9 protein-coding genes and 1 pseudogene are annotated in these 13,480 nt (G+C 32.8%); 2 read left to right on the forward strand and 8 right to left on the reverse strand.

Annotated elements, in window-relative coordinates:
* Nucleotides 1-393: 393 nt before the first annotated feature.
* The 4 genes from DRF67_RS17910 to DRF67_RS17925 form a co-directional block, all read right to left on the reverse strand.
* Nucleotides 394-1,527, reverse strand: a complete 1,134-nt coding sequence (locus tag DRF67_RS17910; RefSeq protein ID WP_115929673.1) for a 1-acyl-sn-glycerol-3-phosphate acyltransferase — start codon at nucleotides 1,525-1,527, stop codon at nucleotides 394-396.
* Between the two features lie 116 nt (nucleotides 1,528-1,643).
* Nucleotides 1,644-2,408: a Rossmann-fold NAD(P)-binding domain-containing protein gene (locus DRF67_RS17915; protein WP_115929674.1), complete on the reverse strand. Its 765-nt coding sequence runs from the start codon at nucleotides 2,406-2,408 to the stop codon at nucleotides 1,644-1,646.
* A gap of 111 nt (nucleotides 2,409-2,519) precedes the next feature.
* Nucleotides 2,520-3,368, reverse strand: a complete 849-nt coding sequence (locus DRF67_RS17920; protein ID WP_115929675.1) for a GIY-YIG nuclease family protein — start codon at nucleotides 3,366-3,368, stop codon at nucleotides 2,520-2,522.
* 150 nt (nucleotides 3,369-3,518) lie between these two features.
* On the reverse strand, nucleotides 3,519-4,688 hold the full coding sequence (locus DRF67_RS17925; protein WP_115929676.1) for a PDDEXK-like family protein: 1,170 nt from the start codon (nucleotides 4,686-4,688) through the stop codon (nucleotides 3,519-3,521).
* 229 nt (nucleotides 4,689-4,917) lie between these two features.
* On the opposite strand from DRF67_RS17925, the gene DRF67_RS17930 reads away from it, so the two are divergent.
* A complete protein-coding gene (locus DRF67_RS17930) occupies nucleotides 4,918-5,283 on the forward strand; it encodes a helix-turn-helix domain-containing protein (protein ID WP_115929677.1) in 366 nt (121 codons plus the stop codon).
* Nucleotides 5,284-5,329: 46 nt separating this feature from the next.
* Here DRF67_RS17930 and DRF67_RS17935 read toward each other — a convergent pair whose 3' ends face one another.
* Entirely contained in the window at nucleotides 5,330-8,194 is a 2,865-nt protein-coding gene (locus DRF67_RS17935) for a type I restriction endonuclease subunit R (RefSeq protein WP_115929678.1), read from the reverse strand.
* A 102-nt stretch (nucleotides 8,195-8,296) separates the two neighbouring features.
* Nucleotides 8,297-9,223 carry a tyrosine-type recombinase/integrase gene (locus DRF67_RS17940; RefSeq protein ID WP_115929679.1) on the reverse strand — a complete coding sequence of 309 codons (927 nt, stop codon included), beginning with the start codon at nucleotides 9,221-9,223 and terminating at the stop codon, nucleotides 8,297-8,299.
* Nucleotides 9,224-9,373: 150 nt separating this feature from the next.
* Between DRF67_RS17940 and DRF67_RS22020 the strand changes: the two are divergent.
* Nucleotides 9,374-10,531: pseudogene (locus tag DRF67_RS22020) on the forward strand (restriction endonuclease subunit S); the annotation flags it as partial.
* A gap of 58 nt (nucleotides 10,532-10,589) precedes the next feature.
* Here the strand turns inward: DRF67_RS22020 and DRF67_RS17950 are convergent.
* Both DRF67_RS17950 and DRF67_RS17955 read right to left on the reverse strand, forming a co-directional pair.
* Nucleotides 10,590-11,801, reverse strand: a complete 1,212-nt coding sequence (locus tag DRF67_RS17950; RefSeq protein ID WP_228435844.1) for a restriction endonuclease subunit S — start codon at nucleotides 11,799-11,801, stop codon at nucleotides 10,590-10,592.
* Nucleotides 11,802-11,856: 55 nt separating this feature from the next.
* Nucleotides 11,857-13,425, reverse strand: coding sequence for a type I restriction-modification system subunit M (locus DRF67_RS17955; RefSeq protein WP_115929681.1), 1,569 nt, complete (start codon nucleotides 13,423-13,425; stop codon nucleotides 11,857-11,859).
* Nucleotides 13,426-13,480: the final 55 nt, after the last annotated feature.

Consider the following 13,480-nt stretch of genomic DNA (forward strand, 5'->3'; position numbering starts at 1 on the left):
AATTTTATCTCACGCAGATTTTGCAAATGACGCAGATTTTTATTCGTAACTGTGGAATCTCCCTGATCTTGGGATGAGTGAAAATAAAGAGTTTTTAGACGCAAGATTTATATTTACAGCTTTATCGTTTAAAGCAGCAAAAAAGGAATCAATTGCATTGATTTTTCTAAGCAGATGGATAGGTTTATATTAATTTTATCTCACGCAGATTTTGCAGATGACGCAGATTTTTATACGTAACTGTGGAGTCTTCCTGATCTTGGGATTAATGAGAATAAAGAATTTTAATCGACTTATTTGTTGCTTCCTTAAAATCTAAGATATTTAGAAAAAAGCTTTACAATATTATCAGATAACATCCGTGTAAATCTGAGGAATCTGTGGTTAAAAAAATCACTTTTCTTCCGCCTTTAATTTATTCACCAAAGGATTGGCATACATCGCCAGGAAATATTCCTTAGAAACAGGATCAGCCGGATCAATACGCATTTCCAGTCTTCGGATAAACAACTGTTTTTCCTGTTCCGTATACTGTGAAGCATACGTATCCGTATTGTTTTTCAGATCGTAGGCGATATATTTGGTAGGCCAGAGTTTGTAATTTTGAATGATCGATGTGTCAATGAGTTGTGCAATGGCCTGCAGCTGCTTGTTTTTATTGTCAATGGTAGCGGCAATTTCATCCAGTTCCGTATCAATAACATCGCCGGCATGCAGATGAATTCGTTTCTTTTGACCTAAAATTCCACTGAGGATGGTATTGAAATCTTCATTTTTTCCTTTAATATATGCTTCATCTCTGTGCTGAGCCAGCAGTTGAGGCATTTTTAAGGAATCGGTAGGATCATATTCATAGGAAATGGAGATGGGAACAATTTTTAGTGTCTTAAAGTACTCTATTAGAGATTGGTCTCCCGCTGCCATAGCCAGCATTTTCAAAACCCCTTGCTGAGTCGCATCATTCCCGTCTTTAGCACGGCCCTCACGCTGGGCAATCCATACGGAGCGGTTTTCTTCGTGTAACAGCATGTCTATATACTCAGACATGGTTTGTGAACTGGTAAGCTGATCACGAATGGAAAGCCCTCTCTGAACCAAAAAGTTACGGTTCAGTTTAGCCAGTACATTCAGGAAGTTTCTTTTTACCAAATTATCACCAATCGCAGAAGCGGTCATGATCAGTCCACTTTCCAGCAAAACCAGGTTAAGCAGGGAAGTGTCCAGGACAATATCCCTGTGGTTAGAAATGTAGAGATAGGAAGTGTTCTTATCAAGCTTATCGAAACCCGAGGTCGTTAAACCTTCCGAACTTTTAGCAAGAATCTGACGAACAGCATACGCCACAAACTGATGCTGGAAATCGCTAATGGAATAAACCTCTTTAAACTGCTCCAGCCAAACCTGCTCTTCCACACCCGGAAAAGTAAAGTTCATCAGTGCTTTCATCATCGGATCACGGGCTATGCTCTGCAATCTTTCATTCACTTCGTGATCATGAAAATACCGGATTTCATCAAACTTTGACATGCTATGGTAAAAATTAAAACTTTTTGCAAAAGAACGAAAATTTATTGAGCATACCTGATGATGTGGTCATGATTTGAATTTTGTGCATATGAATCCTGGTCTGTATGGTATTCCTTTCAACCCGGATGAAAATATCTGGGGTCAGGAAATTTAAAATTGAAATCCAGTTCTGAGATTAATTTCTCTGATGAAACTGTCTTTCCTTTTACTGTTTCTTCAGGGATATAAGGACTTTTTTTCTGTATGCTGATCACTTCTCTTTTTGAAGGATGCAACGGCGCTACCAGGTTGTACAGTTCCGAATGGGTTTGCTCTTTAATCATCTTTTCTATCACAGAACCTACATCTTCATAATGAATATGATTGGCGGGAGCTCCGGGATCCGACACCGTATATTTGCTCAGAAAACGGTCATCTCCCATTAATCCACCCAGCCTGAGAATATTAGTTTGAGGAAATGCTTTTTTTATAATTTTTTCTTTTACAACTTCTTCGGCAGCCAGATCATTTTCAGAAAAATCTTTGGCATCGTCAGGATACACTCCTGTTGAGCTCATAAGAAATACCTGTCCCCGGAAGCCCTGCATCCATAAAGCCACCCGTTCTGCTCTTTTTACGATTTCGTCTTCATTTTCTTTCTTTGATGAAAAAGGTACCGTAATAATAATGGTGTCAAGCTCTCCAATAACATCCCATGGAGATAAGAGCTCTACATACGTCTCATCATTAAAGTCCACCACCAAAGGATGATAGCCTCTCCGCTCAAGGTCTTCCCGTTTCTCCTCCGAAGTAGTAGTTGCATAAATCTGGTAATCTCCGGAAAGCTTTTCCGCAATGCGGGAACCCAGCCATCCGCATCCGATAATTCCTATTTTTTTCATAATGGCAGTGATTTGTTGGTAGCACCAAGATAGGAATTTTGAAAACAATGATCATAATGGATCACAGCTATTAACATAATTTTAGAATAATTGCGAAAGCAAAAATATTAATTAAATTTCTAAAAATTTTAATTGAATTCCGCTTTCAGTTTTCCATTCTACAGGTCCACTTGCAGATCTTGCTAGTATAGCTGATGCTGCTCTTGAGGAAGAGTTGAAAACATAATCTTTAGTGAGTTTATAGAAACCATTGTCCCGTTGTAATATTCCGTCTGAAAGCATTTTATTTCGTTCCAGTACAATACCTTCATTTAATGAAGGCTGCTCAGTTACCATCAAAAGAGAATCTTTGTATACTACGAAACCTTCAGTGGATGGACTTCCTTTGCTATTAGCTCCAGCTCCGTTTTTACAGTATAAGATCAGTTGATTCGTTTCGTCCTGTTCAACAGTTTCTTCCAGGGATTCAAATATTTTATGTCCTAATGAGGCGGTCAATATTTTGACATTAGATAAAAACTCTTCCAATTCTGCCTGCTCTGCTTCAGAAAGTTCCGGTCGGGTAGGGATATTCTGATTAATAGTGTAGCGTTCTGCATGCATAGCCAATTCATACAAACGATTTTCAAGGTATTTAACACCCGCTTTGTTCAAATACTGATCCTTACTTCCAAAGAATAACACTTCATTCCAAAATTCTTTATTAGCTATATGGCTCACAAGGCGTTCGGCAATGACTTCTGCTTCGCCAATATAGGCAGCATCTTCATTATTGTCTCCTTTACCAATCAGGATATAGACACCAGGTTTTCTAAATTCTGTACGATTGCTGAATTCTCTTACTTTAATACGGGGAACTCTGATGCCTATTCCCGTCCAGTTGCTGAGTTCTGCAGTGGTAAGACTATTGGGTGTACCATCTACGAAGAATAGGCGTATGGTTTTTCCAAAGGTATTCATAGTTAGTTTTAATATTTTGAATCATGAATGACTCAAGAATGTTTGTTTAATGGTGGCAATAATAAGAAAAATCTTTAATCTTTCTAAAGAAAAGGTATAAATTTATGTGGTATACTGATATATAAAATGGGTTTTAAAAAGAAGATTTTATTACAGGTCTTTTATGATGTCTTCAGGAGCTTCTAAAACCTTCATAATAAATGTTCTCATAAATAATTTGAAGTTTCCGTTTTTAATATCAACCCAAAATTCTGCATTATGATCTATGTTGCCATACTGTAAAAAATATAGAGGCCATAGATGGGATGTCCGAAATTTGATTCCTAAATGATTTCGCAGATCATCAAAATACACTTTTTCCCTATACCGATCCATAAAGGCAGGTGTTTTTACCAGGCCATAAATAACGCCACCTTCTTCATAATTAAACCTGATATATACATTTTTTAAAACGGAAATCCCAAACTGATGATATTGCTCGTCATAAATAACATTCATGTTCAATTCTTCTGATAATTCATCAGCAAGTTGAAGCATTTGCTGGTCAGCAAGGTCTTTCATATCTTGCTTAATAGAATGTAAAGTATTGGATATCTGAAAAGCCGTTTCTATATTATCTTCGGTTTCAGTAATAAAATGGTTCAGCGACCCTGGATCTAAATTTTCTTTTCCCATATAATTTTCAATAAGTTGACTTTCGAAGTCCATCAGAAAACAACGCACCCTTTCATTTTCTGTATTTTTAATAAATTCTTTTAAAAGAGGAATAATATCATCCTCATAGTTTATTAAACGTAAAAGTCTTGTTTTTATAAGAGTTTCAACTTCTTTACCTGCGCTGTATTCTGTTAGTTCTTTGGATTTTGGAGCTAAATAGAGAAGTTGATAATGGCGGGTACTGATGTATTGTAAATATTTTAAATAATCCTGAACCTGATTTTCCTGATCCCGTGTCCATGGATAAATTTTATTTTCAATTCCCAGGATACTTGACTGATCCTGATTTTTTAAAACTATATCCACTCTTCTGTTTTCGAAAGTGGGATCTTCTAAAATTACCTGCACTTTTGTCGGATGATCATAAGGGAAATGGAGTCCTAATTCTTCTTTAAACAATTTCAAATAAATATCTCCCTGCCCATGATCTTCATTAGGATCTAGGAAAAATGCCAATATTTCAGAGACTTTATTTTCGTTCCAGTGGAGGAACTTCATTGCATTAAATTGAGTAGCAAGTTTTTTAGAATGTCTTTTTTCATATTCAATCTCAAACTTAGAACGTGCCTGAATCTCCCTGAAAAAAGAAATGTAATCGTTCATAGTATATTAGTAAATTTCATTTTAGCAATGATAAGGAAAATATCCAGTTTTTGTTTACGTGAGAACATAAAATGTAAAGCTTTTACTTCTATTTCAAGAGTTCAGCCATTTAAAAACTACTCTTTATGGAAAAATAATGTTCTACAGTTTTGAATCTTGCTTTCTATAAATGTTGATTTATCATGTAACATAAAATAGATCAGGCCACAATGTAAAACGCTTCAGGGAAATGCTGGGCATCAAGCAGGAAGCATTGGCTCTTGACCTTGGGGACGACTGGAACCAGAAGAAAGTTTCTCTGCTGGAACAGAAAGAAATTATTGAAGACCCTTTACTGAAAAGAATTTCTGAAGTATTGAAAATTCCGGTGGAAGCGTTTCAGAATTTTGATGAGGAGCAGGCGGTGAATATTATTTCTAATACGTTTACAGCCAGCGATAATGCTATAGGTTTTATGTATAATCATTATCCTACATTTAATCCAATAGATAAAATTGTAGAATTGTATGATGAAAAGGTTGCTCTTTATGAGAGGATGCTGAAGGAGAAGGATGAGATGATGGTGAGGCTGGAGAGGTTGATTGAGAAGGGATAACTTAAGATATAGAAAAAGGTTCAGTAGATGCTGAACCTTTTTCTATTTAGGCATTAACCCCATCAATGAAAACATCTACAAAATTTTGAACCTTTTGAATAATTCTTCTCCCTATATTATTTCTTTCTGTAAGTTTTGGTTTTACTTCAAGAAGTTTTAAAGTATCACTAATTTTTGGTGTTTTGGAAGTGAAAAGAAAATCATCAATGGCATATCTGAATCTATCTTTATTTAAAAATTCCTCATCAGCAATTTTGTCAAATGCCGAATTTTTTTCTTTGTTCCAAAATTTTTCAAATTCATCATTCACATCATTCCCATCAGAAATATGAGGCAAATTCTCTTCTATAAATTTTTCTATTAATTTTTTTTTGCTTCTTAGTTTAGCATCTCCGGAAAGAATATCTCTGATTTCTTTTTTCTTTTGTTCTAATTTATCCCCTTTTAGATTTGAGTCTGCAAGATTAGCTAATAATGAAAGAATATAGCTTACATTTATTTCATCACGATGGATTAATTCCAGTTCAAAATCAACGTCATCTAGAATACTTACTTTTCCTTCTCCACCTTCACGATGCCCTTTAATTTCAGTCCATAAATCAAGGTATTTGCTTTTATAATCATTAAACTCACTTTCATTCATTTCAAGTTTATCAAAGTTAAAATCAGCAAATGATTTTAAAATGTTTAGAATTCTCATTACCTCACGGAAAGAAGTTATAAATTCAAATTTTTCCTGTTCCGTTTGATAACCATTCACACTGTCAATTTCTGGAGCAACTAGCTTCAATGTCTCTAAGGCAGAATTAAAAAGCTCAATGTAACTTTCGATGGGCTGAATAATAATTTCCTGGATAGCTTCTTTGTTTGAAAATAAGGTCACTGCATCATCTGTTGCAGATTTTAAATTACGGAAGCAGACTATATTTCCTTGCGATTTCTTATCACCTAAAAGCCTATTGGTTCGGGAAAATGCCTGGATTAAGCCATGATATTTTAAATTCTTATCGACAAATAAAGTATTTAGTTGAGGGCTATCGAATCCCGTTAAGAACATATTAACGACAATAATTAAATCAACCTCTTTGCTACGAACTCTTTTGGCGATATCATTATAATAATTGTAAAAAGTTTGGGAGTCTTTTGTAGAAAAATTTGTATCAAACATTTCATTATAATGACCAATATATCTTTCCAATATGTTTCTGCTATGAGAATCTCCATATTGAGCCTGAGGCTCTGCAACCATTGCAAAATCAGGTTCTTCATAGATTCCATTTGCATCTTTGGATTCTTCATTAGTTCCATAGCTGAAAATTGTTGCAATTTTCAATTGATGTTTACCTTCTTCTTTTTTCTTTTGGAAAAGGTCATAATACTTTTGTAAAACATCAATACTACTTACACAAAACATAGCATTGAAAGTACTGCTATGTGTTTTTCTTCCGTATTCTGCAATGAGATAATCTGCAATTTTTTCAAGCCGTCTCGGGCTTTCAAGAAGCTCCTGAGTATCTATTGCTTCAACATCAGTATCAATGTAAGTGTTACTCCCTTCTTTTTCCTTATATCTACCAACATATTCTACAGAAAACTTTAAAACATTATCATCCCGAATTGCATCTGTAATTACATATTTATGCAGACAATCTTCGAATAGTCTATTAGTGGTTGCCGGAGCTCCGTCTATTTTCCCAATTGAATTAACTTCAGAAATCGGAGTTCCTGTAAACCCAATCATTTGAGAATTCTTAAAGTACTTTTTGATATTCTGATGCGTATCTCCAAACTGACTTCTGTGGCACTCATCAAAAATAAAAACAACTTTTTTGTCTTTTAGTTTTTCAATTTTTTTACCATGTTTTTCTTTGGTAATAGCAGTATTGAGTTTTTGTAAAGTTGTAACAATGAGTTTGGTGTTGTCAGAAAGTTGTTTCACTAAATGAGCCGTATTTTCAGTAGCATCAACGCTTCCTTTTTCAAAAGCATCAAATTCTTTTTGTGTCTGATAATCCAGATCTTTTCTGTCCACTACAAATACTACTTTTTCCACTTTCGGAATTTCTTTCAGAATCTGACTAGCTTTAAAAGAAGTTAATGTTTTTCCTGAACCTGTAGTATGCCAAATAAAACCATTCTTGTCCGTATTTCTTACTCGGTCAACAATTTTTTCCACTGCATAATATTGGTAAGGCCTTAGAACCATTAGTATCTTGTTGGTTTCATTTAAAACAATATACTTGGTAATCATTTTAGCAATGTGACAAGGCTCTAAAAATGCTGGTGCAAAATGATCCAGCTGTGTTATATTGTTGTTTTGATCATCTGACCAATAAAAGGTTTGTTTAAAAGTCTGTTTAGCATTATTAGAATAATATTTTGTGTTAACTCCATTACTGATAATGAATAGCTGAACATAATTAAACAGTCCGTTTCCAGAATTAAATGATTGATGATGATAACGGTTGATTTGATTAAAAGCTTCTTTTAATTCAAGACCACGCCGTTTTAATTCAACCTGAACCAAAGGAAGCCCGTTAATTAGAATTGTTACATCATATCTATTCTTATAATTTCCTTCCTGGGCAATTTGATTGGTTACCTGAAACTGATTCTGGCACCAGTGGTCCTGACTGATAAACTCAATCCATTCTGAACTTCCGTCATCCTTTGTAAAGTGAAATTTATCCCGAAGAATTTTTGCTTTCTCGAAAACATTTCCTTTAGAAAGATGATTTAGTATTTTTTCAAACTCTTTATCAGAAAATGTCTTTTTATTATGAATTTCGAGTTGAGTTTTTAGATTTTTAATTAGATCAACCTCATTGCAGATTTTGACTTTTTTGTGACCCAGTTGCTGTAGTTGTTCAACTAATTTTTGTTCTAAAATATATTCTGGCTGACTTGACATTTTGGGGTTATGAGTTTAGTTAAAGCCTTGTCAGAGCTTTAAACTCTGACAAGGCTGTTAATAGTTTTCCCAAATGTAAGAAATATTGTATGATAATTGAAATTATTTAAGTGCTTTAAACATCTGATCAATTGCTTTTTTCTTCTGTTCCAGATTAGGATGAACATACAGATTCAATGTAGTACTGATATTAGAATGCCCCAACAAAACACTTACTGTTTTATAATCACACTTACTTTCAATACACCTTGTTGCGAAACTATGTCGTAATCCGTGAAATTTAATATCAGGAATTTCCAAATATCGCATCAGATTTTTATAGTAGCTTCGGTAGGTTCTTGGCTCTGTAGGTTTAGAATCATTAGTTAAAACATAAAATGCAGGATTAACAATTTTTTTAAAAGGTTTTAGCATTCTCAAAAGATCTCTGGTGATTGGAATTTCACGAATTGAGTTTTTTGTTTTTGGGGTATCAATAAGAAGTTCAGTCCTACGTTCTCCTTCTTCAATGACATAAATCCTTTGGATGGTTTTACGGATATTAATAATCCCATTGTCTGTATCAATATCTTGCCAGGTAAGTGCACATATTTCACCAATTCGCATTCCAGAACAAAGACAGATGTAAACACCTAAATTTCTAAAAGTAAAATGCTCCTGAATATAACTCATTACTTTTTTCTGATGTGTTCTGCTCAATACCTCTATTGTATGCGTTTCCCGAACCGTAGGGTATTGTACATCAAAATTGATGAATTCAATCCATTTATTCTTTGCTCCAAATTTCAATACCATTTTCAGTACAATGAGAATGTCTTTAATACTTTTCTGGCTTAGTCCCTGTTCCAGTTTTTGAAACACAAACTTTTGTACATCTTCATCTTCAATTTCAAAATAGTCTTTAAATACAGGGAGTAGATGATTTTCCAGCAACAATACATAAGCCGAAAAGGTTGATTTTTTTACGTACAGCTTTTTATCATTCTTCCAAAGTTCAGCGATTTCTGCTAATGTTTTCTTTCTTGTCATAAATTTTTTGATTTTTAAATTAAACTGAAAGTTAACATTAAGGATAAAATTACTTTGTAACTTAGGATTTAAAATTTCAAATCTTTTACATAAAGGAACTTTTATTTTCCTAATTTACGATTTCCGGGGTTTGAAGGAGAGTGGGAAGAGGAAGTTTTGAGTAATTTGGGAACTTTCTCAGGAGGAGGAACTCCTAGTTCATCTAACGAGAAGTTTTGGAATGGAAACATTCCTTGGATATCTTCTTCTAATTTAGAAGAAGATAATATACTTAAAATAAATGTTAGTAGATTTATTACTCAGGATGCAATTGAAAAGTCGTCTACAAAGTTATGTAAAGCACCTTCCGTATTAATTGTCTCTAGAGTTGGAGTTGGAAAAGTAGCTTTGTCGTTAAATGATGTATGTACAAGTCAGGATTTTACAAATATATCTGAACTTAAATGTAATCAACTTTATTTAGCTTTTCAGCTTTCTAAAGTGATGAAAAAAGCAGCTAATGAAGTGCAAGGAACTTCTATTAAAGGAATTTCATCTTCAGAAATAAAATCAAAGAAAATATGTCTTCCTCCTATAATTGAACAAGAAAAAATTTCTTCATTCTTTGAAAGGATTGAAGAAAGAATCCAAACCCAAAAGAAAATAATTGAGGGTTTATCATTACAAAAGATTTCGATAGTTAAAAAGCTATTTGAAAATAAGATTAAGTTTAAAACTGATAATGAAACGCAGAATTGGGAACGAAAAAAATTAGCTGAAATATCAGAAGAACATTTACATAAAAACCCTGATAATAAATATAACGAAGTATTTTCTGTAGCAAAACATAAAGGAGTTATTAATCAGATTGAACATTTGGGACGTGCCTTTTCAGCAAAAGAGATTTTACATTACAAATTAGTTTATCCAGGTGATTTAGTTTACACTAAAAGTCCTACTTCTGATTTTCCTCTTGGAATTATTAAGCAAAATCGAACAGGAAGAATAGGTGTAGTTTCTCCTTTATATTGTGTTTTTACTCCTAAAACTTATGCTTTAGGATATCTACTTCACGAATATTTTAATTCATCAGTAAATACTTTTAATTATTTAAATCCATTGGTTCAAAAAGGAGCAAAAAATACAATGAATATTAACAACGAAACTTTTTTGAACGGTACAAGTATTTTATTACCGATGAATGAAGAAGAGCAAAAAAAGATTTATAAATTTTTGTTATCTCTTGATGAAAAAATAAATTTAGAAAACGAGTTACTAACCCAATACGAAAATCAAAAAAAGTATTTATTGCAAAATCTTTTTGTTTAAAAGACTAGCTTTTCAATCCAGCCTTGTCAAGGCTTTAAACCTTGACAAGGCTATCTCCTTAAACAAACAAATTAGACAAAAGAAACTTTTTCTGAAGTTCTAATTTCTCTAAAATTTGTTTTTCTATTTCTATTTTTTCTTGAATAGAAGATAAAAAATTGGCAATTTTGGTTTGTTCTTCAATATCCTGTGAAACTAATAATTGTAGATTTTTTAAATCTTTTTGTTGAATATTTGGTAGTCCTGAACCCACTCTTAAATTCATTATCTCTCGTTCATAAAACTTAAGCAAATAGAAGAAAAAATCTGTAGATATATCTTTTTTTAAGATAATTTTATAACAATGACCACCTAACCAAAACTTAGATTTCATAAAGCTTACAAAACCACAGGAGTTCCCTCCTTCACTTATTGTAATTGTATTTTCATTAGAATTAAACTTATCAGTATATCCTGAAAAACTCATTCCACCATTTAAACAGGGATAATTACCAGTCTCTGTCAAATCCTCTTTATTTAATTGTTCTCCTTTTTTTATGTCACAAATCTCATCTAATTTTATTGTTTTCCAATCAGAAAAATAATTTCCTTGTTTGTTTTTAAATCTTAGTTTTTGATAAAATACTCTTTCAAGATTCCCTTTCATTAAGGCTTGTAAACCCTCAATTATTTTCTTTTGGGTTTGGATTCTTTCATCTATAATTGATAAAAATGAAGCAATTTTATCTTGTTCAAAAAGATTTGGAAAATATAAATTTACTGAACTAAGTATTTCTTGGCCAACATTAAACCTTGTACTTCCTCCAGATTTAGAAGTTATATTTTCTCTCGCTGAATTGGTTTTGAGAAGCTTATTAAAAAAAATAGGATTATAATCTCCAATTTTTCTTCCTCTAATTACAAAACCTCCAAATGTTGCATTCTTATTTTTATCTAAATAGACATTAGCTGTTCCAACTTCTTCTCTAGTTTCCGAACTCCTTTGAAAAAGTACATCTCCATAACTTACTAAAAATTTCTCTATGGTTTTCTCATCTACATTTACTTTGCCAACTATATTTTCGTACGTAATAAAGTCATTAGATAAAATATCTAATACATTAATAAACTTAATACCAGAACCGTATTGCTCTTTAGAAGCGTTAATACCATTTTTAAATTCCAATAATTCTCCCAACTTTTTTAGCTCCCAACTCTCCTTAAATCCCGGAAATCTCAGTTTTGGTAACTTAGTAGGAAAATTCTTCACACTTTTATTTTCTTTTGTCATCTCAGTCATCTATTGTTATAGCTATAAACATTAAGGATTTAATAAAAAATAAAAATTAGCTTACTAAGCCTAATTCTTTTAAATAGACTTCAATTTCGGTATCCAATTGAGAACGTTTTGCTTCAAGCTGTTTAATTTCAGTCATTACCGCTTGAATATCAATTTCCTCTTCTTCCTCGAAAGTATCAACATAGCGAGGAATATTCAAGTTGTAATCATTATCAGCAACTTCTTGTAAGGTAGCTTTATGACTGAATTTTTCAATTACTGTACGATTTTGATAGGTGTGAACAATTTTGTCAATATGTTCATTGAGGAGTACATTTTGATTTTTCTGTTTTTCAAATTCTTTACTGGCATCCATAAACAGAATATCTTCGTCAGCTTCACGACATTTCTTAAAGATTAAAATACAAGTTGGAATACTTGTGCCAAAGAAAATATTGGCAGGTAGGCCAATAACAGCATCTAAATAATTTTTTTCTTTAATCAGATATTTTCGGATAACTAATTCTGCTGCTCCTCGGAACAGAACTCCATGAGGCATAACAACTGCCATAATTCCATTCTCATCCAAATGATGAATCATATGTTGTATAAAAGCAAAGTCTGCTTTTGAAGATGGTGCTAGTTTTCCGTATTGTGAAAATCTTTCATCTAAAAGATGAAGTTCATTCGCACTCCATTTTGCAGAAAAAGGAGGGTTAGCAACAATAGCATCAAAGGTTTTGTCAAGATGTTGAGGCTTTTCTAATGTGTCTTCCTGTCTGATATCAAAGTTGCTATAATTAACACCATGCAGAATCATATTCATTCTTGCAAGGTTGTAAGTAGTACGGTTCATTTCCTGACCATAAAAGTCACTTACTTTTGCCTCACGAGCAACACGTAAAAGTAAGGATCCACTACCACAGGTAGGATCGTAAACAGATTTTAATTGTGATTTTCTACTGGTAACTATTCTTGCAAGAATAGTAGAAACTTGTTGCGGGGTATAGAACTCACCAGCTTTTTTTCCAGCACCGCTGGCAAACTGTGCAATTAAATATTCATAGGCATCTCCCAGAACATCTGCATTAGTATCAGATAAATTGAAATCAATATCATCAAGATGATATAAGACTTTTGAAATCAATGTGTTCTTTTCGTCTTCTGTTCTCCCTAATTTTGCTGAAGTAAGATCTAAATCATCAAACAATCCTTCAAAGTCATCTTCACTATTAGTTCCCAGAGTAGATTGCTCAATATTATTAAGGATTTTTGAAAGTTCAGCTAAGATGAAATTAGATTTTCCTTCCTGCTTCTGATGTCCTTTTTTAGCAATATTACTAAAAAGTTCAGAAGGTTTTAGAAAATAACCTAAATCCTCAACAACTTCTTCATAAATAGCTTCAACAATTTCTTTTCCAGATTCAGAGTTTTCATCAACATCATTATAATCAATATCTTCTCCAGAGTCTAATAAGATTTTGCTTGCTGTAAAATGAATTTTCTCAGAAAGATACTTATAAAAAATAAATCCTAAAATATAATCTCTGAATTCATCAGCATCCATTTTACCACGTAAAGTATTAGCTATATTCCAAAGTTGCTGCTGCAACTGACGTTTCTGTTCTTCTGACATTTTATCCTTAATTTAAAAATTTAAAGATATTTTATTTTAGATTAAAAAGAAAGGA

Source organism: Chryseobacterium pennipullorum, from assembly GCF_003384725.1.
GTDB lineage: Bacteria > Bacteroidota > Bacteroidia > Flavobacteriales > Weeksellaceae > Chryseobacterium > Chryseobacterium pennipullorum.